Raw genomic sequence first — 22,959 nt, forward strand, 5'->3', positions numbered from 1 at the left:
CACGAAATGCCGCCGAAAGCGATGAATTTAAGTAGAAGAAAAGCGAATAAATGAGGAATAAAAACTAAAAACTTAAGCTAATGGCGGCTATTTTTGTCGCCGAAATGAACCGATATAATGTGACCGTCATCAACAATAACCACCCTTAACAACTGGATCCAAGATGCTCTCTTCTCGCGCTCGTCGCGCTTTTCCGCTGTATATTTGCTGCTTAACGACTTTCACCAGTGTTTCAGCTCTTGCCGATAATACGCTTTTCACCGCGATGGACGATCCGGCCACCGCCAAGAAACCGTTCGAAGGCAACGTGCAGGCGGGCTATAACGCCCAGTCAGGCAACTCGCAGAGCTCCACCCTGCTGGCCAACACCAACATGACCTGGTTCAACAGCGACACGGCGTATAGCCTGTGGGGGGCGGCCAATAATACTACCTCCTCCAACGTGCGCTCGTCCGAAAAGTACCAGGCCGGTGGCCGTACGCGCTATAACCTGACCGATCGCAACTATCTGTTCGGCCAGGCGAGTTGGCTGAGCGACCGTTTCAACGGTTATGACTCGCGCTCCACGCTGACCGGCGGTTACGGCCGTCAACTCCTCAACGGGCCGCTCAGCGATCTGCGGGTGGAATTCGGTCCCGGCGTGCGCCATGACGAATACCATGGCGGCGGCCGCTCGACCAAAGGGCTGGCCTACGGTGCGGCCAACTACTCCTATCAGCTGACCGACAACACCAAGTTCATTCAGGGCGTTTCCGCGCTGGCGAACGAGGAAACCACGCTGAACTCGGAAAGCGCGTTGAACGTGGCGATCAACGATCGCTTCTCACTGCGCGTGGCCTACACCGTGACCTACAACAGCAAACCGCCGGCCTCAGCGCCCAAGAACACCGATACCACCACCTCGGTCACGCTGGTCTACGGCCTGTAACTTCCCCCACCCAGAATTTCTCGAAGCCCATCATCGATGGGCTTTTTTTATGCCCGCCGCCCTCTTTTGCACAATCTGCTAAAAATATTCATCCCGCCCATTGACGACTTTAGCAAATAGCTTAATACTGTATGCATATACAGTTATTATTATACAGCCTCGGGCCATGATGGATTTCGATAGAGAGCGACCAGTAACGCATCGATGACCACCACAGCTCCCGAGATGCTGTAAACAAAGCGAGCATAAGCTATGGAGAAAATCACCTCATTCATCACCTACGCCATGGCGCTGTTTCTCGCCTGGCTCGGCAAGCTCTCTCCGCAGGACATTGCCTTTTTAGTCGGTGCGGCGGTAGGCATCGGCACGTTTCTGGTGAACTGGTACTACCGACGTAAAAGCCTGCAGATCTTGAAGGCTATTGAGCGCAATGCGGTATCACGGAGGAAAATTTACGATGAGTGCAATCGTTAAGCGCTGCAGCGTCGCCGCCGTTTTGGCCATTGCCGTGCTGTTACCGTCATTTGGCGAGCTGCAAACCTCAGAAGCCGGTCTCAGGCTGATCGCCGATCTCGAAGGTTGCCGCCTGTCGCCTTACCAGTGCAGCGCCAGAGTGTGGACACAGGGCATTGGGCACACCGCCGGCGTCATCCCGGGCAAAGCCATCGATGAACGGCAAGCCGCTGTGGATTTGGTCGACGATATTCGCCGTACCGAGCGTGGCATGGCCGCCTGCCTGCCGCAAACGCTCCCACAAGAAACCTATGACTCGGTGATCGCCTTCGCCTTCAACGTGGGCATCAGCGCTGCCTGCCACTCCACGCTGGTCACGCTGCTGCAGCAGCGCCAGTGGCAGCAGGCTTGCGATCAGTTGCCACGCTGGATTTACGTAAACGGAAAGAAAAACAAGGGGCTGGAACAGCGACGCGCCACGGAACGCGCACTGTGCTTGCAAGGCATTGCCTCATCATGACGGGCTCGCTCGCCTAAGTGGTGATGCCACAACAATTTCACTTAATTTGTTCAAGGGGGGTTCTTATGATGCACTGTCCACTCTGCGGTCACGTGGCCCACACTCGCTCCAGTCGCTATCTGAGCGAGTCGACCAAAGAGCGTTACCATCAATGCCGCAACATCAACTGCAGTTGCACGTTCGCCACGCACGAATCCGTTGCACGGGTGATCGTCAAGCCCGGCGATGACATTGTCCCGGCGCAGCCGCATCCGCCGGAGAATCAGCATAAACAAAACGCCGCCGCGCTGTAATGCAAAAAGCCTGCTGATGCAGGCTTTTTTAATGTCGCTACAAGGCGGTCAAATCTCGAAAATGCAACGCAACTGGATTTTCAGATAAAAAAAGGGGTTGGCATAGGCCAACCCCTGATAACTATTAACTTTTGGATGCAGCGTTAGTTAACGCGGTTCAGACGCTCTTTGATACGAGCAGACTTACCAGTACGTTCACGCAGGTAGTACAGTTTAGCTTTACGAACGGCACCACGACGTTTAACAGTAATGCTGTCGATTACTGGGGAGTGAGTCTGGAATACGCGCTCAACACCTTCGCCGTTGGAAATCTTACGAACAGTGAATGCAGAGTGCAGACCGCGGTTACGGATAGCGATAACCACGCCCTCGAATGCCTGCAGACGTTTTTTGCTACCTTCAACGACCCATACCTTCACTTCCACGGAATCACCCGGACGGAATGCAGGTACGTCTTGTTTCATCTGCTCTTGTTCAAGTTGCTTAATAATGTTGCTCATAATATGTCTCTTACCCTAGGTAAACTGATATATCGGTCCCGTCTGATGTCAGACGTTTCCTTCATAGTCCTGTTGCCTGGCCTGATGTTCCCGTTGGAACTCACCCAGCAACACCGCTTGCTCGTCAGTCAGAGCTAGGCTTTCTAGAAGTTCAGGTCTTCTAAGCCAGGTTCGGCCCAGCGACTGCTTTAAGCGCCAGCGACGTATCTCGGCATGGTTGCCCGACAGCAGAACCGGCGGTACTTCCATCCCTTCCAACACCTCTGGGCGGGTATAGTGCGGGCAGTCCAGCAATCCGTCGGCAAAGGAGTCTTCCTCCGCTGAGGCCTGATGGCCCAGCACACCCGGTATGAAACGGGCGACTGAATCAATCAGGGTCATCGCCGGCAGTTCCCCGCCGCTGAGAACGTAATCGCCGATTGACCATTCTTCATCAATTTCGGTTTGGATTACGCGCTCGTCTATCCCTTCGTAACGGCCGCACACCAGAATCATCTTCTGATTGGCCGCCAGTTCGCACACGCCGGTTTGATCCAGCTTGCGCCCCTGAGGTGACAGATAAATCACCTTTGCTCCCTCGCCTGCCGCTGCTTTCGCCGCATGAATGGCTTCCCGTAAAGGTTGCACCATCATCAGCATTCCCGGGCCGCCGCCATAAGGGCGATCGTCCACGGTACGATGCCGGTCGTAGGTGAAGTCGCGAGGACTCCAACACTGCACGCTCAGCAGGCCATTTTTTACTGCCCGGCCAGTCACCCCGTAATCGGTGATAGCGCGGAACATCTCAGGAAACAGGCTTACAATACCGATGAACACAAGCCAATCCCCTTACCGTTATTCCACTTGCTTCGACCGTTTGATCCGGGGGTCAAAAACCAGGATCCCAATCTGCCTCAATCACGCGGGCAGTGAGATCGACTTTCTTGATAACCTGCCCATGAAGAAACGGAATCAACCGCTCCTTCATGCCGAACGCATCTTTCAGGTTCGCTTTCACAACCATCACATCGTTCGAGCCGGTTTCCATCATATCGATGACTTTACCCAGCTCGTAGCCCGCAGTGGTGACTACCTGGCAGCCCATCAGGTCTTTCCAGTAGTAATCGTCACCCTCCAGCGGAGGAAGTTGCTCAGAATCCACCATAATCTCGCGATTAGTCAGCAGATTCGCCGCGTCCCGATCGTCAATGCCTTTGACCTTGATGATCAGATCCTGACTGTGGCGCTTCCAGTCTTCCAACTCGATATGCTGCCACTGACCCGCCTGCTGGATAAACCACGGCTGATAGTCAAAAATGCTTTCGGCGTTCTCGGTGGATGAAAACACTCTGAGCCAACCACGAATGCCGTAAGCGGACCCCATTTTACCGAGTACAATCGGCTGCTTAGGCGCTACCGGTTTGAGTTGCTTGCTCATTGCCACCACCGCGACAGATTAAGCTGCTTTCTTAGCGTCTTTGATCAGCGCGTGAACGCGATCAGAAACGGTTGCACCCAGACCAACCCAGTGCTCGATGCGGTCCAGGTCCAGACGCAGTGCTTCAGCCTGACCGGAAGCGATCGGGTTGAAGAAGCCTACGCGCTCGATGAAACGACCATCACGAGCGTTGCGGCTGTCGGTCACTACTACTTGATAGAACGGACGCTTTTTAGCGCCGCCACGTGCCAAACGAATTGTTACCATAACATCCTCTTTAGTTAATAAAACAGCCGGGCCCCATTGAGGGACGGGGCCCGGTTGCAATATAAAAAGCCCGAAAATTTTACTCATTTTGGCGCAAAAAGCAATCTAAAGCGTCGATCGCAGAGGACAACTTTTGCAGCCTGTCAAATTTCGGGCGGTTTTCACCGCGAACGGCGAATGCTGAAAGCGCCCGCACTCGGCGTGCGGAGGCCCATCAGCGGCCTGGGAAGCCCGGCGGCATCATACCTTTCATGCCGCGCATCATCTTCGCCATACCGCCTTTCTTCATCTTCTTCATCATACGCTGCATTTCGTCGAACTGCTTCAGCAAGCGGTTGACGTCCTGCACCTGCATGCCGGCCCCCATCGCGATGCGACGCTTGCGCGAGCCTTTGATGATTTCCGGTTTGGCGCGCTCTTTCAGCGTCATCGAGTTGATGATCGCCTCCATGCGCACCAGCACTTTGTCGTCCATCTGCGATTTGACGTTATCCGGCAGCTGGCCGGCACCCGGCAGCTTGCTCAGCATGTTGGCCATGCCGCCCATGTTGCGCATCTGCTTGAGCTGCTCCAGGAAGTCGGTCAGATCGAAACCGTCGCCCTTCTTCAGCTTGTTGGCCAGTTTTTCCGCCTGCTCGCGGTCGACCTTGCTTTCGATATCTTCGATCAGCGACAGCACGTCGCCCATGCCCAGGATGCGCGATGCTACGCGATCCGGGTAGAACGGCTCCAGCGCTTCGGTCTTCTCGCCCACGCCAAGGAACTTGATCGGCTTGCCGGTGATATGACGGATGGACAGCGCGGCACCGCCGCGCGCATCGCCGTCGACCTTGGTCAGCACCACGCCGGTCAGCGGCAGCGCTTCGTTAAACGCTTTGGCGGTATTGGCGGCATCCTGGCCGGTCATGGCGTCGACCACGAACAGGGTTTCTACCGGCTTGATCGCCGCATGCACCTGTTTAATCTCGTCCATCATCGCTTCGTCAACGTGCAGACGGCCGGCGGTATCGACGATCAGGACGTCGTAGAACTTCAGCTTGGCCTGTTGCAGCGCGCGATTGACGATGTCGATCGGTTTTTCTTTGACGTCAGACGGGAAGAAATCGATACCGACACCTTCCGCCAGCGTTTCCAGCTGTTTGATCGCCGCCGGGCGATAAACGTCCGCGGAAACCACCAACACTTTCTTCTTCTGCTTTTCCTTCAGGAATTTGCCGAGCTTACCGACGCTGGTGGTTTTACCGGCGCCCTGCAGGCCCGCCATCAGCACCACCGCCGGCGGCTGGGCCGCCAGGTTCAGCTCGGTGTTCACTTCGCCCATCGCGGCGATCAGCTCGCCTTTGACGATCTTGACGAACTCCTGCCCCGGCGTCAGGCTCTTGTTGACTTCATGGCCAACAGCGCTCTCTTTGACGCGGTTGATGAAGTCGCGCACCACCGGCAGCGCGACGTCCGCTTCCAGCAATGCCATACGCACTTCACGCAGGGTTTCCTTGATATTCTCTTCGGTCAGCCGCCCGCGGCCGCTGATATTGCGCAACGTGCGCGACAATCGATCGGTTAAATTTTCAAACATCGTCTCATGCTCAACGTGTAATGACAGGCCGCTCCGGCGACACAATTGCGCCGATGATAACACGAAGCGCGGCGGATCTCTGCCTCAGCGTTGGAGATAGGTTGGAGTGAAACGCGCGCAACGTTATACTGACACTCCAATTAACCACGCCGAAGCAAAATTAAACGCTATGCCAGTTTTCTCCATTGTGGCTTTGATGGCCTACCTGCTCAGCCTTGGACTGATCATTCCCAGTTTGTTGCGGAAGAACAGCGCATACCGTCGGCTTGCCCTCGTCTCGGCGGTGGTGGCGCTGATTTGCCATGCCATCGCGCTGCAGCAGCGCATCTTTGACGTCAGCGCCGGGCAGAATCTCAGCCTGCTGAACATTGGCTCCATCGTCAGCCTGATCATCTGCTCGGTGATGACCTTCGTCGCCTCGCGCGACCGCGGCTGGTTCCTGCTGCCGATCGTCTACAGCTTCGCGATGATCAACCTGGCCTTCGCCAGCTTTATGCCCGGCGAGTTCATCACTCATCTGGAGGCCAGCCCGGAACTGATGGTGCATATCGGCCTGGCGCTGTTCTCTTATGCCACCTTGATCATCGCCGCGCTCTACGCCTTGCAGCTCGCCTGGCTCGACTACCTGTTGAAGAACAAGAAGTTGACCTTTAGCGCCGACATGCCGCCGCTGATGAGCATCGAGCGCAAGATGTTCCATATCACCCAGATCGGCGTGGTGCTGCTGACGCTCACCCTGTGCACCGGCCTGCTGTACATGGATAATCTGTTCAGCAAAGAGAACGTGCATAAAGCCGTGCTGTCGATCATGGCCTGGTTCGTGTATATCGTGTTGTTGTGGGGCCATTACCATGAAGGCTGGCGCGGCCGCCGCGTCGTCTGGTTCAGCCTCGCCGGTGCCTTCCTGCTGACGCTCGCCTACTTCGGCAGCCGTCTGATTCAGCAGGTGATGGTGCGCTAAGCCAGCCCGGTTCAATTCTCCCTCTCTATAAGGAATACTGCATTGGAGCATGTGTCGACGGGGACCCTCATCATTATCCTGGTGATCATGATCGTGGTCTCCGCTTACTTCTCCGCTTCCGAAACCGGCATGATGACGCTCAACCGTTATCGCCTGCGTCACCTGTCCAAACAGGGCAACCGCTCGGCGCGTCGGGTGGAGAAGCTGCTGCAAAAACCGGATCGGCTGATCGGCCTGGTGCTAATCGGCAACAACCTGGTCAACATCCTCGCCTCGGCGCTGGCGACCATCGTCGGCATGCGGCTGTATGGCGATCTCGGCGTGGCGATCGCAACCGGCATACTGACCTTTGCCGTGCTGCTGTTCGCCGAAGTGCTGCCGAAGACCTTCGCCGCCCTCTATCCGGAACGCATTGCCTTCCCCAGCAGCGTCCTGCTGGCTCCGTTGCAAAAGGTGATGTTCCCGCTGGTCTGGTTGCTCAACGGCATCACCAGCCTGACCTTGCGCCTGTTCGGCATCCGCACCAACGTGCGCATCAGCGACGCCGTCAGCAAGGATGAGCTGCGCACTATCGTGCGCGAATCTCAATCGCAAATCTCCCGCCGCAATCAGGACATGCTGATCTCGGTGCTGGATCTGGAAAAGGTGACGGTTAACGACATCATGGTGCCGCGCACCGAGATCGTCGGCATCGACGTCAACGACGACTGGAAGTCGATCATGCGCCAGCTGACCCACTCGCCGCACGGCCGCATCGTGCTGTATCGCAGTTCGTTGGACGACGCGATCGGCATGCTGCGCGTGCGCGAAGCCTACCGCCTGATGACCGAGAAAAAAGAATTCAACAAAGAGAACCTGCTGCGCGCCGCCGACGAGATTTACTTCGTGCCGGAAGGCACGCCGCTCAACGTGCAACTGGTGAAGTTCCAGCGCAACAAAGAGAAGGTCGGCATCGTGGTCGACGAGTACGGCGACATTCAGGGCCTGGTCACAGTGGAAGACATTCTCGAAGAGATCGTCGGCGACTTCACCACCTCGATGTCACCGACGCTGGCGGAAGAGGTCACGCCGCAGAGCGATGGCTCGGTCTTGATCGACGGTACCGCCAACGTGCGCGAGCTGAACAAGGCCTTCAACTGGACCCTGCCGGCCAGTGAGGCCCGCACCGTCAACGGCATGCTGCTGGAAGAGCTGGAAGAGATCCCCGAAATCGGCACCCGGGTGCGTATCGGCCATTACGATATCGACATTCTCGACGTGCAGGGCAACATGATCAAACAGGTGCGGGTCACGCCGATCACCTCGCTGCAGTCCAGCGTCGGCCATCACTGACCGCCGGCCTGAACGTAAAAAAGACGCGAAATCGCGTCTTTTTTTATCTCTGCGGAAAATGCGCGGCTAGATATGCAGTTCCTGCAGCTTCTCTTTCGGCAGCGCCAACTCGTCGTTGTGGTTAACCACCACGTCGTTATCCAGGATGTGCTTGGCGATCTCCTGCGCTTCTTCCAGCGAGTGCATATGGTAAGTGCCGCACTGGTATTCGTTCAGTTCGGGGATTTTGCGCTGATCGGTCACTTTCAGCACGTCGGCCATCGCCGCTTTCCAGGCGTCGGCTACGCGCTGCTCTTCCGGCACGCCGATCAAGCTCATGTAAAAACCGGTACGACAGCCCATCGGGGAGATGTCGATAATCTCCACGCCCTGGCCATTCAGATGGTCACGCATAAAGCCGGCGAACAGGTGCTCCAGCGTGTGAATGCCGCGCTCGGGCATCACTTCCAGGTTCGGGCGGCAAAAGCGCAGATCAAACACCGTAATGGTATCGCCATGAGGCGTTTTCATGGTTTTCGCAACGCGGACAGCCGGAGCTGCCATACGGGTATGATCGACGGTAAAGCTATCCAGCAATGGCATTTCGCTACCTCCTCGTAAAAGAGCATTTATTTCGAAACTTTTTTTCCTAACCGGGAAACCTTTTCCAACCCTGCGAGTCTGAGTATGTGAAAGACGCGCATTTGTTATCATCATCCCTGTCATCAGAGATGCATATTTGGCCACATTGATGTGGCCTTTTTCTTTTTCAGCTTCCGCCGTTTTGCTTCAGGAACGCTTCAAAGCTTAGCGTATCATTGGCTTCTATGTCGCGTTGGCGCTGCCATGAGGCTTCCCGCTCTTTATCCAGCTCGGCTTCGTTCAGGATTTCCAACGGCTCTTCCAGCAACGTCTGGCGATACTGCTCCGCCAGCTGCAACCCGACGCGCCCGGTGCCTTCCTCCTTCATCGCCTTCAGAATGCGCGCGGAGAAGGTCAGCTCAGGATCGTCGAACGCGGCGACCAGCTCATCACACACCTGCTGGTATTGACGGTTGCCGGCTTCGCTGTCCAACACTTCCGCCACCCGACGCAGATCGGCGAACAGCGCCTTACCCACTTTTTCGAGCGGTTCATGGCTGGCGCCACAGCCGATGCCGATGGTCTGGCCCGGCTTACGCCCTTCCAGAATCACCCGGTTCCAGTTCTTGCGCGTGCACAGCAGTTCATCGCTGCTCATCTCCGGCGCATCGGCCAGCGCGCACCACACCAGGAACAGATCCAGGAAACGCGCCTGCACCGCGTCCACGCCGATCGGCGAGAACGGATTGATATCCAGCGAACGCACTTCGATGTATTCGATACCGCCACGCAGCAGCGCGTCCGACGGTGTCTCGCCGCTTTGGGTCACGCGCTTCGGCCGGATCGGCGCATACAGCTCGTTCTCGATTTGCAGCACGTTGCTGTTCAGCTGCAGGTAGCGATCGCCCTCTTTCACGCCCAGCTTGGCGAACTCTTCGGAAGGCGTAGCAATCGCCCGCTTCAGACCGGCCACATAGCTGTGCAGATCGTTGAAGGTGATGCCCAAATTGCTCTGCGACTTGTTGGTGTAACCCAGGTCGCTCAGTCGCAGCGAGGTGGCGTACGGCAGGTAGCACATCCCCTGCTCGGTGCGCTCGAACGGCAGATTAGTCTCGCGCCCCTTGAGGAACGAAGAACAAATGGCCGGCGATGCGCCGAACAGATACGGGATCACCCAGCCGAAACGGTAATAGTTGCGGATCAGGCGGAAATACCCCGCCGAGATCTGCTCTTTGCCGCTTTCAGCGTCCTGCACGCCGGCCCACGCCTGCCAAAACTCCAGCGGCAGCGAGAAGTTGTAATGCACGCCGGAAATGGTCTGCATCAGCGCGCCGTAGCGATTCTTCAACCCTTCGCGATACAGCGTCTTCATGCGGCCGATGTTCGACGAACCGAACTGCGCCAGCTCGATATCCTGCTCGGCTTCGATAAAGCACGGCATGCTGAGCGGCCACATGCGCTCATCGCCGATATTACGCGCCACGTAGCGATGAATATCGCGCAGGAACGTCAGCAGGTGATCGATGTTGTCATCAACCGGCGTAATGAACTCTAACAGCGCTTCGGCGAAATCCGTGGTGATCCAGTGGTGCGTCAATGCCGCGCCCAGCTTCTCCGGATGCCCGGTGGTCGCCAAGGTGCCGTTCGGCGTGACCCGCAGCGTTTCACGCTCGATGCCGCGACGAATGCCTTTTAATGCCTGGGGATGGGCTTCCAACCAAGAAAGCGCCTGTGATACGTCCGGGATCAAATTGACCTCCCGCTTCTAAAAACAATAACTCGTAAGCATACTGAATCCGCACCCGAGAGAATATTGAGTTATATTCACTTGGTTACTGCCACCAGGCGATACCCTGTACCGTTATCATAGCCAACACGATGTAACGCAGCGCCTTTCCGATACACAGAAACAGCGCGACAGAGCCCCAGGGCATGCGCAGCCAACCTGCCAACACGCACAACAAATCGCCCACCACCGGCACCCAGCTGAGCAGCAGCGCAGCCGGGCCGAAGCGTTGCAGCCACCCGAGCGCCGTTGCCAGCCCCCGCTGTGGTTTCAACGCCGGTAACAGGCGCCCGATAATGACATTGGTCAAGCCACCCAGCGTGTTGCCCAGGGTCGCGGCCAATACCAGCAACTCTGGCGAGACGCGACTCTGGGTCAGCAAGGCGACCAGAACGATTTCTGAATTTCCCGGCAGCAGCGTCGCACTGAGGAAGCTACTGCCAAATAACGATATTACGGCTAGCGTACTACTCACAGCGTGCGGACGTCTACCACAGCCATACCGGCACTTTTCGCCGCCTGAATGCCGAAATCGGCGTCTTCAAACACCACGCATTTTTCCGGCGGTACGCCGATCAGTTCGGCACAGCGCAGGAAGGTGTCCGGCTCCGGTTTATGGCGCTGCACGTCGTCCGCGCCGACGATCGCGTCGAAGCAGTTGAACAGGCCGAGATGACGCAGCAGCATTTCCGCCATGCGGTGCTCACTGCCGGTACCGACCGCCATCGGACGGCGACCACGATAGGACTTCACCACCTCGATCAGCGGCAATGGACGCACGCTATCCAGCAGCATCGCTTCCACCGCGCGCGTTTTCTCCGCGGCCAGGTGATGCGGATCGAGGTCGGCCTGGTGGCTGGCGATAATCGCCTGAGCGATGCGCCATGTCGGTGAACCGCTCAGCGCCACCATGGCCGCTTCATCAAACGTCATGCCATAACGGGACAGCACTTCACGCCACGCTTTGCGGTGCGTTGGCTCGGTGTCCAGAATCGTACCGTCCATGTCGAAAATAAGACCCTGATAGCGGTCGTACATCGTTACTCCATGATCGTAGAGGAAAGAAAACTACTTTAGCGTAAAGCCGTTGGGTTGTCGCTGACTGCGTCATAACGGAATGTGCTGTGCCCGAACGGGCGCAAAGGGGAAAAGGGGAATGGAAAAAGCTGAAAAGCGAAAAACCCGCCGTAGCGGGTTTCTCTTAGATGGTGCATCCAGGAGGATTCGAACCTCCGACCGCTCGGTTCGTAGCCGAGTACTCTATCCAGCTGAGCTATGGATGCATGTCTATTTTTTACTGCTTGCCTGCTTCACTAACGAAGCATGACGGAAAGAATGGTGCATCCAGGAGGATTCGAACCTCCGACCGCTCGGTTCGTAGCCGAGTACTCTATCCAGCTGAGCTATGGATGCACAGGAATTCTTTTTTGATACCGTATGGTACGTTGTTACTACCCCACCATACCGCAAAATATGGTGCATCGAGGAGGATTACTCGGCGCTAGCGCCTCGCCCTACGGGCCATTGCTTAAGCAATGTTATCCTCCTTCGAGCACTTTCTTGCTCGTCATCTGTCTGAAACTCTCGCTTCGCGACACATGAGGAAAATATGGTGCATCCAGGAGGATTCGAACCTCCGACCGCTCGGTTCGTAGCCGAGTACTCTATCCAGCTGAGCTATGGATGCAAATGGCGGTGAGGCGGGGATTCGAACCCCGGATGCAGCTTTTGACCGCATACTCCCTTAGCAGGGGAGCGCCTTCAGCCTCTCGGCCACCTCACCATACGCTTCTTTCGAATTGTGCCTAACTTGCTTTAGAGAAGCTCATCGGCACTGCGTGGCGCACATATTACTTTCTCCGACTTTTAAGTCAAACAATTTTTCCCAACTCATGCGCGTTTGCACAATTCGCACCCAACATGGGCGATTTCACGGCAAAAAGGGCGTTTTATCAACAGGCAACTGCAGCGTTTGTGGCAACAAAGCAGAAAACTAACCGGGAAAATAATCACGAAAAAGAGAGAGGAGAACGAAAGAAGTGGGTAAAACGATGCAGTAGCGTCTCGTCTGGCAACGAGACGCTGCTTCGGAATCAGTAAGTCGTCTGCTGAGACTTCTCTGCCTGAATGCGCTGATAGATTTCTTCACGGTGAACCGAAACCTCTTTGGGGGCATTCACACCAATACGCACCTGGTTGCCTTTTACCCCTAGCACAGTGACCGTAACCTCATCGCCAATCATGAGGGTTTCACCAACTCGACGAGTCAGAATTAACATTCTTTGCTCCTTGAAAGATTAAAAGAGTCGGGTCTCTCAGTTTCCCCGTCATTATCCATCATATGTGGTGAAAACGTAAGCCGCGCAACCCACAATAAGTGTAAGCAGACTTGGTCCCACCTCAGATAATGGTAAGTTTAGCCGACCTGAAAAACTTTGTTCCCGCAATTGTAACTAAATTGTGTTAGCACAGTATGAAAACGCCATAATCAACAAAGTATTATGGCGTTTGTGCGTGCTATTTATTTATGTTCACAGCTTCGAGGCCACCCAGGCTTCTACGCTGTTTAACGCCGCTGGCAGGGCGTTGATATCCGTCCCCCCCGCCATCGCCATATCCGGGCGACCACCGCCCTTACCGCCTACCTGCTGCGCCACGTTGCCGATCAACTCGCCGGCTTTCACGCGGTCAGTCAGATCCTTGGTCACGCCTGCAACCAGGCTGACTTTGTCATCAGCCGTCGTTGCCAACACGATGATGGCCGAACCCAATTGATTTTTCAGGTCATCCACCATGGTGCGCAGCATTTTGGCTTCGACCTTGTCCAACTGGCTGACCAACAGCTTCACACCGTTAACCACTTTTGCCTGGCTGGACAACGACGCACTTTCCTGCGCCGCCTGCTGATCTTTCAGCTGCTGCAGTTCTTTTTCCAGCACGCGGGTGCGATCGAGCACCGAGCGCACTTTATCGGTCAGGGTGTTGCTGTCGCCCTTAACCAGCTGCGCAACGTCTTGCAACAAATCGCTTTGCTGGTGCAGCGTGGCGATAGCGCCTGCGCCGGTCACCGCTTCAATACGACGGATGCCCGCCGCGGTGCCCGACTCGCTCAGAATGCGGAACAGGCCAATATCGCCGGTGCGGCTGGCATGAGTACCGCCACACAGTTCGGTGGAGAAGTCACCCATGGTCAGTACGCGCACGTTGTCATCGTACTTCTCGCCGAACAGCGCCATCGCGCCCTTCTCTTTGGCATCTTCCAACGCCATCAGCTCGGTCTGTACCGGCAGGTTACGACGCACCTGCTGGTTCACCAGATCTTCCACCGCGCGGATTTGCTCCGGCTTCATCGCTTCGAAGTGCGAGAAGTCGAAACGCAGGTATTTGTCGTTAACCAGCGAGCCTTTCTGCGCGACGTGGTCGCCCAGCGTTTGACGCAGCGCGGCGTGCAGCAGGTGAGTCGCGGAGTGGTTCAGACGAATGCTGTTGCGACGCTCAGCGTCGATCTGCGCATCCACGCGATCGTTCAGCTTCAGCGAGCCCTGCGCCAGTTTGCCCTGGTGGCCGATAGCCTGGCCGTATTTCTGGGTGTCGTTGACCACAAACTCTACGCCGGCGGCTTTCAGCACGCCTTTATCGCCGACCTGGCCGCCGGATTCGCCGTAGAACGGCGTCTCATCCAGCACCACCACCGCCTCTTCGCCAGCGTTAATCTGATCGACCGGCTGGCCGTCGCGGAACAGCGCGATGACAGTTGCCTGCTGCTCGTCGTGATCGTAACCGCTGAACTGGCTGCTGCCGTCCACGCGGATCAGGCTGTTGTAGTCGGCGCCGAAGCCGCTGGATTCACGCGCGCGGCGGCGCTGCGCTTCCATCGCTTCTTCAAAGCCCGCTTCATCGACTTTCAGACCGCGCTCGCGGCAGACGTCAGCGGTCAGATCGACCGGGAAGCCGTAGGTATCGTACAGACGGAAAGCGGTTTCGCCGTCCAGGGTATCACCCTTCAGCTTGGCCAGCTCTTCGTCCAACAGCGCCAGACCACGCTCCAGCGTGCGGGCAAACTGCTCTTCTTCGGTTTTCAGCACCTGCTCCACCAGCGATTGCTGGCGTTTCAATTCGTCGGCCGCCGGGCCCATCACGTCGATCAGTGGCGCCACCAGCTTGTAGAAGAAGGTATCTTTCGCGCCCAGCATGTTGCCATGGCGGATCGCGCGACGAATGATGCGGCGCAGCACGTAGCCGCGGTTTTCGTTAGACGGGATCACGCCGTCCGACACCAGGAAGGCGCAGGAACGGATGTGGTCGGCGATAACGCGCAGGGATTTGTTGTCCAGATCGGTCGCGCCGGTCACTTTCGCCACGGCGGCGATCAGGGTACGGAACAGGTCGATTTCATAGTTGGAGTTCACATGCTGCAACACCGCCGCGATGCGCTCCAGCCCCATACCGGTATCCACCGAAGGTTTCGGCAGCGGCAGCATGGTGCCGTCGGACTGACGGTTGAACTGCATGAAAACGATGTTCCAGATCTCGATGTAGCGGTCGCCGTCTTCTTCCGGGCTGCCCGGAGGGCCGCCCCAGATGTGATCGCCGTGATCGTAGAAAATTTCGGTGCACGGGCCGCATGGGCCGGTGTCGCCCATCTGCCAGAAGTTGTCGGAAGCGAAAGGCGCGCCCTTGTTGTCGCCGATACGGATAATGCGCTCGGCCGGTACACCAATTTGCTTCTGCCAGATGTCGAACGCTTCGTCATCGGTTTCATACACGGTGACCCACAGTCTCTCTTTCGGCAGGTTGAACCAGTTTTCACCGGTCAGCAGTTCCCACGCGTAGCTGATCGCGTCGTGCTTGAAGTAATCGCCGAAGCTGAAGTTGCCCAGCATTTCAAAGAAGGTATGGTGGCGTGCGGTATAACCGACGTTTTCCAGGTCGTTATGCTTGCCGCCTGCGCGCACACAGCGCTGTGAGGTGGTGGCGCGGGAATAGGCGCGTTTGTCGAGCCCCAGGAAAACATCCTTAAATTGGTTCATGCCGGCATTGGTAAACAGCAATGTCGGATCATTGTTAGGCACCAGGGAGCTGCTCGCTACAACCTGATGACCCTTACTATGAAAGAAATCGAGAAACGCTTGACGGATCTCAGCGGTGCTCTTGCTCATAATTTTCCTGGAAAGGCTAGAATAACGACACGTGAGCCGGTGACGCGTCACCCCGACGATGACAGCCAGCTCACGAACAAAAAGTGGGGATAAGATAAATTTTCTTCAGAGGGAAGTAAAACCCCGTGTGCGCTCATTGCGCAAAATCACGGTAAATTGACTGAATTTCTTCCTGGAAGAAGCCGCGATAGAGCAGATAACGCTGCACTTTGGCTTTCTCTTTCCAGTCGGTTGGCAACGCATCGCCAAATTTTCGCTGCGCCACCTGTTTTGCCTGTTCGCACCAATCGATATCGCATTCCGCCAGCGCGTCCTGCACCAGCGCTTTGTCGACGCCCTTTTGCATCAGTTCGCTGCGGATGCGCTGCGCGCCGTAACCTTTGCGGCTGCGGCTGCCGATGTAGCTGTGAGCGAAACGCTTATCGTCTAGCCAGTTATGCTGGTAACAGTAGGCAATAACCTGCTCGATCAGCGCAGGATCCACCGGCTCTTCAGCCACCGGCGGTAATGCCGGCGCATGTGGCCTCTTGCCGCCAAAACGGGCTTTCGCCACAAACGGCTGCGCCGCAAGTTTGCGGCGCAGTTCAGCTTCACTATGATCGCGTTGCGACAGCAGGCGCATGGCGCGGCTTAGCAAGTCATTCATCATTCAAGCCTGAATTTATGGGATATGCGCCACACGAACGGCGGCGCACATCTTCAGCGATTAGAACTGCTCGCTGGTTTCCGCTTCATCGTCTTCGAAGTCGTCACCGGAAGCGGCCACCAGTTCACCGCCGCTGTGCAGCAGCAGGTCACGCAGCTTCTTATCCAGCTCGGCGGCGATAGCCGGGTTTTCTTTCAGGAAGTTACAGGCATTCGCCTTACCCTGGCCGATCTTATCGCCGTTATAGCTGTACCAGGCGCCGGCTTTTTCGATCATCTTGTGTTTCACGCCCAGATCGACCAGTTCGCCACGGCTGTTAATGCCTTCGCCGTACATGATTTGGAACTCAGCCTGCTTGAACGGCGCAGCGATTTTGTTCTTCACCACTTTCACGCGGGTTTCGCTGCCCACCACTTCGTCGCCCTCTTTGATGGCGCCGATGCGGCGGATATCCAGACGCACCGAAGCGTAGAACTTCAGGGCGTTACCGCCGGTCGTCGTTTCCGGGTTGCCGAACATCACGCCAATTTTCATACGGATCTGGTTGATGAAGATCAGCAGGGTATTGGCGTTTTTCAGGTTGCCGGCCAGCTTACGCATCGCCTGGCTCATCATGCGTGCCGCCAGACCCATGTGCGAATCGCCGATTTCACCTTCGATTTCCGCCTTCGGCGTCAGTGCCGCCACGGAGTCGACGATAATGACGTCAACCGCGCCGGAGCGGGTCAGCGCATCACAGATTTCCAGCGCCTGCTCGCCGGTGTCCGGCTGGGAGCACAGCAGGTTGTCGATATCGACGCCCAGCTTTTTCGCATAGATAGGATCCAGCGCGTGCTCGGCGTCGATGAACGCACAGGTTTTGCCTTCACGCTGCGCTGCGGCGATCACCTGCAGCGTCAGGGTGGTTTTACCGGATGATTCCGGGCCGTAAATTTCGACGATGCGGCCCATCGGCAGGCCGCCGGCGCCCAGAGCGATATCGAGTGACAGTGAGCCGGTGGAGATCGTTTCCACGTCCATGGAGCGGTCTTCACCCAGGCGCATGATGGAGCCTTTGCCGAACTGTTTCTCAATCTGGCCCAGTGCCGCAGCTAACGCCTTTTGCTTGTTCTCATCAATAGCCATTTTTGCTCCTTCGTTTCGCAATGCCGGTGTTACCCCACACTGCCACTGAATGTATGTTGTGCAGGAAATGTCACTAATTATACTGTATGGTCATACAGTATCAAGCCTAATTTACAAAAATTCGTCGATGGCGGTTTGCAGCGCGAAAATCGTCGCCTGCAGCCGCACCGCGTCGCGGTCGCCCTCAAATTGCATCTTGCGCGACAGCCCCCGGCCATCGCTGCCGGCGAAGCCGAACCACACGGTACCGACCGGCTTTTCCGCGCTGCCGCCGTCCGGGCCGGCGATGCCGCTTACCGACAGCGCCAGATCGGCCTGTGCCGCCCGCAGCGCCCCTATTGCCATCTCGCGCACTACCTCTTCGCTGACCGCGCCGTGCGCCGCCAACGTGGCTTCGCTCACCCCCAACAGGTCATGCTTCGCCGCATTGCTGTAGGTGACGAAACCGCGATCGAAATAGGCGGAGCTGCCGGCGATATCGGTAATGGCCTTGGCGATGCCGCCGCCGGTGCAGGATTCCGCGCAGGTGATCCAGCGGCCCTGAGCCTTCAGTTTTTCCCCCGCCAGCACGCTGAGCCGGCGCAGTTGGTTTTCACTCATAACCCCTCCCTCGCGAATTCAGGTATATGCGCCCGATAGTAGCATTTATCAAGGCGACGCGGCGGCTGGCGCGCAGAAATGCGCAGCGCCTCGCAGGAGGTGCGGTTTTAAGCGCCCGGCCAAGCTGCTAGTATCAAAAGAAGCGCCCCATTGAGCGGCGGCGCACCAGCACAAGGAACATCACGGAGGCGGCACGCGGCGGCGGCGGCCTCAGGGCGCACCAGAAGAGATTAGGATGATAGCGTGAAAAAAACGTTGGGCGTATTCTTGCCGTTGTACACCACCACCCTGCTGCTGCTGTTGGGCTCAGGCCTGCTCACCACCTACGTCTCGCTGCGGCTGACCTCCATCCACGTCAGCAGCGCGCTGATCGGCGCCATCATCGCCGCCAACTACATCGGGTTGGTGATCGGCGGCAAGGTCGGCCACTTTCTCATCGCCCGCGTCGGGCATATCCGCGCCTACGTGGCCTGCGCCGGCATCATCACCGCTGCGGTGCTGGGGCACGGCCTGACGGAGTTCATTCCCGCCTGGGTCGCGCTGCGTCTGGTGATCGGGCTGTGCATGATGTGCCAGTATATGGTGCTGGAAAGCTGGCTGAACGACCAGGCGGAATCCAACCAGCGCGGCATGGTGTTCGGCTTCTATATGGCGGCGACCTATCTCGGCATGTCGCTGGGCCAGATCGTGTTGATGCTGCAAAGCAATCTGGGCATCACCACGCTGCTGGTGATCGCACTGTGTTTCGCGCTCTGTCTGGTGCCGATCGCTCTCACCACCCGCACCAATGCACGCCACATGTCGCCGGCCCCGATGGAGCTGCGTTACTTTGTCGGCGCCATTCCCAAGGTGCTGGCCACCACGTTGGTGATCGGCATGGTGGTGGGCTCGTTTTACGGCCTGGCGCCGGTCTACGCCAGCCTGCAATCCTTAACCACTCAGCAAACCGGCCTGTTCATGGCGCTGGCCATCTTCGCCGGGCTGGTGGCGCAGTTCCCGCTCAGTTGGCTGTCGGATCGCTATAACCGCCCGTTGCTGATGCGCTTCAACGCCATTCTGCTGATCGTGGCGGCGCTGCCGCTGGCGCTGCTGCCGCACATCGATTTTCCGTTGCTGCTGGCGGTGGGCTTTGTCGTCAGCATGTTGCAGTTTACGCTCTATCCGCTGGTGGTGGCATTGGCCAACGATCTGATCGAGCCGGAGCGCCGCGTCTCGCTGGCTGCCTGTCTGCTGATGGCGTTCGGCGTCGGCGCCAGCATCGGGCCGTTGGCGGTCGGCGCACTGATCGAGCCGCTTGGCGGCAATATCCTGTACGCTTTCTTCGCTCTGTGCGGCGTACTGCTGGCGGCCCTCGGCCGTACGGCGAAAGCGGAGGAACCGCAGCTGGCGCAAGATGCGCCGGTGCCACACATTGCGCTGCCGGACAGCCTCGCCAGTTCACCGCTGTCGCCGGCGCTCAATCCGACCTTCGATGAGCAGATCATTCACGACACCATGCCGCCGCCGGAAGCGGCGCCCGATGTCGACGAGCCGCAGTCTGAAGAACAGGAGGCGGAGCCCCTGCCTCAGGGGGCCGATCCGCAAGAGGACACCGGCCTGAAAAAGGCGCACGCCATGCTGTGAACGGCGGCGCTACAGATCCTGGAAGGAGCCCAGCATAAAACCGCGTTCGGCGATCGCCGCTTTCAGCGTCGGCGCGGTCAACACATCCAGCTCGACAAGGCGCGGGTGGCAGTATTTGCTCTGCAGGATCGTCGCGTCGAGGAACGCCGGGTGGCACATCATTTCCAATGACTCGGCGCCCTGCTCGTCGGCGCGCGCCAACCTCTGCAGGAATAAGGCTTCGGAAATCGTTTCGCCGTAGAATCCCGCATCAAACGCGTCGGTGCTGCAGGGCGTCTGCAACGCAATATCGCGCCGTTTCGCCTCTTCGCGATCGAGGCGCAGCGGCAGCCCCTGCGCCTGCGCAAACGCCTCCACCAGCGGGTAAATCTGCGGCTGCATATGCACATGGTGGTGGCTGTCGATGTGCGTCGGTGGCCTGCCGAACAGCGTCATAAACCGCGTGAACTGGCGCTGCAGCTCCTCCTGAATCTCGTCCAGCTGCAGCTCACCGGCCTCGGCGCGGCGCCACAGCCATTTGCCCAATTCGCCATGCTCGTTGACCAGCGAAGGCATGGCGCCCAGCGGCCTGCCATAGGTCAAAACGAAATGCAGCCCGATCGGCAGCCCCGGGTGTTGCCGGCTGAGCGCCGCCGCGTGCTGTGCGCCGCCGCCGTTCACCATCGCCGTGGTGGAGGTGACGACGCCATATTGATACGCCTCGATGACGCCGTAGTTTTGCCCCTTGCTCAGGCCGAAGTCGTCGGCATTCACGATCAGTAGTTTTTCCATAGTGGCTCCCGCGAGATGGATTTTTGACAAGGGAAGTCCGTCCGACCGACGCGGCATTCCCTTTCGCTAAGGTAAAAATCGAATGACTAACCGGCCGGCGGCCTGAAGCTCATCGGCATATCGGCATTGAGACTGATCGGGAGCGGCCCTAAAGAGGGCCGTAGCACTTTTTTCGGTAGTTGCCTGGGGTCACCTCGGTGAGCCGCTTGAAGTTTTTGATGAACAAACTGACATCACCATAGCCGGAATCGAAGGCGATATCGGACACCGAAGAGTTGGTGACCTCCAGCTGCGTCTTGGCGAAATTGATGCGGATCTCATTGATCACCTGCATCGGCGTCTTATGGTAGTAACGCCGCATCGCCCGGGTCAGATACTCCTGAGTCTTCCCCGACAGCGCCACCATGTTCGCCAACGCCCTCTCGCCGAACATCGCCTTGTCATGCATGCCGGCCAGGGTGTTCTTCAGCCACTGCGGGATATCATCGCCGCCGTCATTTTCTTCTTTATAATGACGAATGCGGCTGATCACATAGAAGGTCAGCGTTTCGAGAAACTCGGCGAAATCATCCTCACGAAACTGCGGCGAACTCACCACCGATTCGATATAGGCCAGAAACTCGCTTCTCAGGCTGTAGGCCTGCGAGGCAACAAAGCAGCGCGGAAGCTGCTGCAAATAGTGCTCTTCAAAAAACGCTTTGCTGACCGCCACGTTGAAGATTTTTGTCGCGCCGAACTCGTAAAAGCTCTGGTGATAGGAGCCGATAGGGATAAAGACGAAATCACCGCGTTCCAGCAGCACCCGCTTACCGTTGATCTCCTGATAGCATTTGCCGCTCAGCACGATGGTGAACTCGTAATAGTCGTGCTGATGCAGGCCGGTGGCGCTTTCCACCTTGTTGTAGATAAACAGGTGAAAATCTTTGCAGTTAAAGAAATCCTGCTCGCGAATCAGCTTCACATCGTTGGCACTCAGCGAAATTCGGTTGTCGGACACGGCGTCGGCCTCCCGTTAGTCAAATCCGTTGCGTCTGGCCGCCTCGGCAAACCAGTAGCCGCTTTTCTTGATGGTGCGGCGCTGATCCGCCCGATCCAATCGCACCAGCCCATAACGATTCTTGTAGGCGTTCAGCCAGGACCAGCAGTCGATAAAGGTCCACAGATGATAGCCTTTGCACTGCGAGCCTTCTGCCAGCGCGCGGTGCAGCCACTTCAGGTGCTCGCGAATAAAGTCGATGCGGTAATCGTCCTCCACCCGCCCATCGGCGCCGATAAACGCCTCTTCTCCCTCGACGCCCATGCCGTTTTCCGAAATATAACAAGGCAGATTGCCGTAGTTCTCTTTCAGGTCCATCAGGATGTCGTACAGCCCCTTCTCATAGATCTCCCAGCCGCGGTGCGGATTGATTTTGCGGCCCGGCATCGCATAGTAACTGAACAAATCCTCCGGCGATGCGATCGGCCCCTCGGCACGACGCCCCTCTTTCGCCTGCACCCTGCGCGGCTGGTAGTAGTTGACGCCGAGGATATCCACCACGCCGCCTTCGATCAGCCGCGCATCCTGCGGCTCGCAGCAGGGCATCAGCCCATGCCGTTCCAGTAGCTGCAGTAACGCCGCCGGATAACGCCCTTTGGCGACCGGATCGAGGAAACTGCGGTTGAGCAGCAGATCGGCGTCGTGCGCAGCCTGCCGATCCTCCGGCGCGTCGGAACGCGGGTAGGTCGGGCTCAGATTCAGAATGATGCCGATGCTCCCCGGCAGCTCACGTGCTCTGAAACGCTGCACCGCCATGGCGTGCGCCAGTACGCTGTGATACGCCACGGTGACCGCCCGTTTGAAGTCCACCACGCAAGGGTAGTGCAGGTCATTCAGGTAACCTGCCTCTACCGGCACGATCGGCTCGTTGAAGGTGAACCAGTGGGTGACCCGATCGCCAAATAGATCGAAGCAGATATCGGCGTAACGCGCGTAGGCTTCGACCACCGCCCGGCTTTCCCAGCCACCGCGCTGCTGCATGCGCAGCGGCATATCGAAGTGGTAGAGATTGATAAACGGGGTGATGCCCTGCGCCAGCAGCTCGTCGATCATCGCGTTATAGAACGCCACCGCCTGCGGGTTAACCTCGCCGTCGCCGTCCGGGATCAGCCGCGACCACGAGATCGAGGTTCTAAAGGTATTGTGGCCCAGCGTTTTGAGCAGCCCGATATCGGTACGGAAATGGTCGTAAAAGGTCGAAGCCTCAGCCGGCCCCACCCGATCGTGAAAGCGCTCGGGCGCGATCTCGTACCAATAGTCGAAGATATTGCGGCTCTTGCCGTCCCGCGCGGCCGCCCCTTCAGACTGCGGCGCGGAGGTGGCGCTGCCCCACCAGAACCCGTCGGCAAATTGATATTCCATACTCGCGTCCCTCGCGGGGCGGCCGCGCCGCCCCGTTCCACAG

24 protein-coding genes and 4 tRNA genes are annotated in these 22,959 nt (G+C 57.6%); 7 read left to right on the forward strand and 21 right to left on the reverse strand.

Features of this window, described 5'->3' with window-relative positions; genetic code table 11:
- Nucleotides 1-163: 163 nt before the first annotated feature.
- The 4 genes from ACYF6X_RS16310 to ACYF6X_RS16325 all read left to right on the forward strand — a co-directional run bounded on the left by ACYF6X_RS16310 (nucleotide 164) and on the right by ACYF6X_RS16325 (nucleotide 2,194).
- Nucleotides 164-928 (forward strand): DUF481 domain-containing protein, encoded by a 765-nt coding sequence (locus ACYF6X_RS16310; protein ID WP_063991349.1) that lies wholly within the window; start codon nucleotides 164-166, stop codon nucleotides 926-928.
- Between the two features lie 252 nt (nucleotides 929-1,180).
- Nucleotides 1,181-1,402 (forward strand): HP1 family phage holin, encoded by a 222-nt coding sequence (locus ACYF6X_RS16315; protein WP_063991350.1) that lies wholly within the window; start codon nucleotides 1,181-1,183, stop codon nucleotides 1,400-1,402.
- Entirely contained in the window at nucleotides 1,386-1,901 is a 516-nt protein-coding gene (locus ACYF6X_RS16320; protein WP_130018472.1) for a lysozyme, read from the forward strand. The genes ACYF6X_RS16315 and ACYF6X_RS16320 overlap by 17 nt, the downstream gene beginning before the upstream one ends.
- 65 nt (nucleotides 1,902-1,966) lie before the next feature.
- Nucleotides 1,967-2,194 (forward strand): ogr/Delta-like zinc finger family protein, encoded by a 228-nt coding sequence (locus tag ACYF6X_RS16325; protein WP_063991352.1) that lies wholly within the window; start codon nucleotides 1,967-1,969, stop codon nucleotides 2,192-2,194.
- A gap of 143 nt (nucleotides 2,195-2,337) precedes the next feature.
- Here the strand turns inward: ACYF6X_RS16325 and rplS are convergent, their stop codons facing one another.
- The 5 genes from rplS to ffh all read right to left on the reverse strand — a co-directional run bounded on the left by rplS (nucleotide 2,338) and on the right by ffh (nucleotide 5,954).
- Complete coding sequence (gene rplS / locus ACYF6X_RS16330) at nucleotides 2,338-2,694, reverse strand: 50S ribosomal protein L19 (RefSeq protein WP_019455136.1); 357 nt, start codon at nucleotides 2,692-2,694, stop codon at nucleotides 2,338-2,340.
- Between the two features lie 48 nt (nucleotides 2,695-2,742).
- A complete protein-coding gene (trmD, locus tag ACYF6X_RS16335) occupies nucleotides 2,743-3,510 on the reverse strand; it encodes a tRNA (guanosine(37)-N1)-methyltransferase TrmD (protein ID WP_130018473.1) in 768 nt (255 codons plus the stop codon).
- 52 nt (nucleotides 3,511-3,562) lie between these two features.
- A complete protein-coding gene (gene rimM / locus ACYF6X_RS16340; protein WP_019455135.1) occupies nucleotides 3,563-4,111 on the reverse strand; it encodes a ribosome maturation factor RimM in 549 nt (182 codons plus the stop codon).
- Nucleotides 4,112-4,129: 18 nt separating this feature from the next.
- Nucleotides 4,130-4,378, reverse strand: a complete 249-nt coding sequence (rpsP, locus tag ACYF6X_RS16345; RefSeq protein ID WP_004932501.1) for a 30S ribosomal protein S16 — start codon at nucleotides 4,376-4,378, stop codon at nucleotides 4,130-4,132.
- Nucleotides 4,379-4,592: 214 nt separating this feature from the next.
- A complete protein-coding gene (gene ffh / locus ACYF6X_RS16350; RefSeq protein ID WP_004932504.1) occupies nucleotides 4,593-5,954 on the reverse strand; it encodes a signal recognition particle protein in 1,362 nt (453 codons plus the stop codon).
- Nucleotides 5,955-6,123: 169 nt separating this feature from the next.
- Between ffh and ACYF6X_RS16355 the strand changes: the two genes are divergently transcribed.
- On the forward strand, nucleotides 6,124-6,915 hold the full coding sequence (locus ACYF6X_RS16355; protein WP_063991354.1) for a cytochrome C assembly family protein: 792 nt from the start codon (nucleotides 6,124-6,126) through the stop codon (nucleotides 6,913-6,915).
- 42 nt (nucleotides 6,916-6,957) lie between these two features.
- Entirely contained in the window at nucleotides 6,958-8,247 is a 1,290-nt protein-coding gene (locus tag ACYF6X_RS16360) for an HlyC/CorC family transporter (protein ID WP_060425324.1), read from the forward strand.
- A 66-nt stretch (nucleotides 8,248-8,313) separates the two neighbouring features.
- Here the strand turns inward: ACYF6X_RS16360 and luxS are convergent, their stop codons facing one another.
- The 13 genes from luxS to pncC all read right to left on the reverse strand — a co-directional run bounded on the left by luxS (nucleotide 8,314) and on the right by pncC (nucleotide 18,124).
- A complete protein-coding gene (luxS, locus tag ACYF6X_RS16365) occupies nucleotides 8,314-8,829 on the reverse strand; it encodes an S-ribosylhomocysteine lyase (RefSeq protein WP_019455133.1) in 516 nt (171 codons plus the stop codon).
- A 166-nt stretch (nucleotides 8,830-8,995) separates the two neighbouring features.
- Entirely contained in the window at nucleotides 8,996-10,558 is a 1,563-nt protein-coding gene (gene gshA / locus ACYF6X_RS16370; RefSeq protein WP_107226787.1) for a glutamate--cysteine ligase, read from the reverse strand.
- 82 nt (nucleotides 10,559-10,640) lie between these two features.
- A complete protein-coding gene (locus ACYF6X_RS16375) occupies nucleotides 10,641-11,069 on the reverse strand; it encodes a YqaA family protein (protein ID WP_004932520.1) in 429 nt (142 codons plus the stop codon).
- Nucleotides 11,066-11,632, reverse strand: coding sequence for a fructose-1-phosphate/6-phosphogluconate phosphatase (gene yqaB, locus ACYF6X_RS16380; RefSeq protein ID WP_130018474.1), 567 nt, complete (start codon nucleotides 11,630-11,632; stop codon nucleotides 11,066-11,068). Before yqaB ends, ACYF6X_RS16375 begins: the two co-directional genes overlap by 4 nt.
- 168 nt (nucleotides 11,633-11,800) lie before the next feature.
- Nucleotides 11,801-11,877, reverse strand: a tRNA-Arg gene (locus tag ACYF6X_RS16385).
- A 53-nt stretch (nucleotides 11,878-11,930) separates the two neighbouring features.
- Nucleotides 11,931-12,007, reverse strand: a tRNA-Arg gene (locus tag ACYF6X_RS16390).
- Nucleotides 12,008-12,204: 197 nt separating this feature from the next.
- A tRNA-Arg gene (locus tag ACYF6X_RS16395) sits at nucleotides 12,205-12,281 on the reverse strand.
- Between the two features lie 3 nt (nucleotides 12,282-12,284).
- A tRNA-Ser gene (locus ACYF6X_RS16400) sits at nucleotides 12,285-12,377 on the reverse strand.
- Nucleotides 12,378-12,687: 310 nt separating this feature from the next.
- Entirely contained in the window at nucleotides 12,688-12,873 is a 186-nt protein-coding gene (gene csrA, locus ACYF6X_RS16405) for a carbon storage regulator CsrA (RefSeq protein WP_004091602.1), read from the reverse strand.
- A gap of 252 nt (nucleotides 12,874-13,125) precedes the next feature.
- A complete protein-coding gene (gene alaS, locus ACYF6X_RS16410) occupies nucleotides 13,126-15,753 on the reverse strand; it encodes an alanine--tRNA ligase (protein ID WP_063991358.1) in 2,628 nt (875 codons plus the stop codon).
- Nucleotides 15,754-15,886: 133 nt separating this feature from the next.
- Entirely contained in the window at nucleotides 15,887-16,399 is a 513-nt protein-coding gene (gene recX / locus ACYF6X_RS16415; RefSeq protein ID WP_130018515.1) for a recombination regulator RecX, read from the reverse strand.
- A 60-nt stretch (nucleotides 16,400-16,459) separates the two neighbouring features.
- Nucleotides 16,460-17,524: a recombinase RecA gene (recA, locus tag ACYF6X_RS16420; protein WP_130018514.1), complete on the reverse strand. Its 1,065-nt coding sequence runs from the start codon at nucleotides 17,522-17,524 to the stop codon at nucleotides 16,460-16,462.
- Nucleotides 17,525-17,635: 111 nt separating this feature from the next.
- Complete coding sequence (pncC, locus tag ACYF6X_RS16425; RefSeq protein ID WP_048794685.1) at nucleotides 17,636-18,124, reverse strand: nicotinamide-nucleotide amidase; 489 nt, start codon at nucleotides 18,122-18,124, stop codon at nucleotides 17,636-17,638.
- Between the two features lie 243 nt (nucleotides 18,125-18,367).
- Between pncC and ACYF6X_RS16430 the strand changes: the two genes are divergently transcribed.
- Nucleotides 18,368-19,747, forward strand: a complete 1,380-nt coding sequence (locus ACYF6X_RS16430) for an MFS transporter (protein WP_063991360.1) — start codon at nucleotides 18,368-18,370, stop codon at nucleotides 19,745-19,747.
- Nucleotides 19,748-19,756: 9 nt separating this feature from the next.
- Here the strand turns inward: ACYF6X_RS16430 and chbG are convergent, their stop codons facing one another.
- The 3 genes from chbG to ACYF6X_RS16445 form a co-directional block, all read right to left on the reverse strand.
- Nucleotides 19,757-20,518: a chitin disaccharide deacetylase gene (gene chbG, locus ACYF6X_RS16435; RefSeq protein WP_130018513.1), complete on the reverse strand. Its 762-nt coding sequence runs from the start codon at nucleotides 20,516-20,518 to the stop codon at nucleotides 19,757-19,759.
- A 148-nt stretch (nucleotides 20,519-20,666) separates the two neighbouring features.
- Nucleotides 20,667-21,515 (reverse strand): transcriptional regulator ChbR, encoded by an 849-nt coding sequence (chbR, locus tag ACYF6X_RS16440; protein ID WP_063991362.1) that lies wholly within the window; start codon nucleotides 21,513-21,515, stop codon nucleotides 20,667-20,669.
- Nucleotides 21,516-21,530: 15 nt separating this feature from the next.
- Nucleotides 21,531-22,916 (reverse strand): glycoside hydrolase family 1 protein, encoded by a 1,386-nt coding sequence (locus ACYF6X_RS16445; protein ID WP_063991363.1) that lies wholly within the window; start codon nucleotides 22,914-22,916, stop codon nucleotides 21,531-21,533.
- Between the last annotated feature and the right edge of the window lie 43 nt (nucleotides 22,917-22,959).

Source organism: Serratia sp. ID 25-353 (assembly GCF_054792795.1).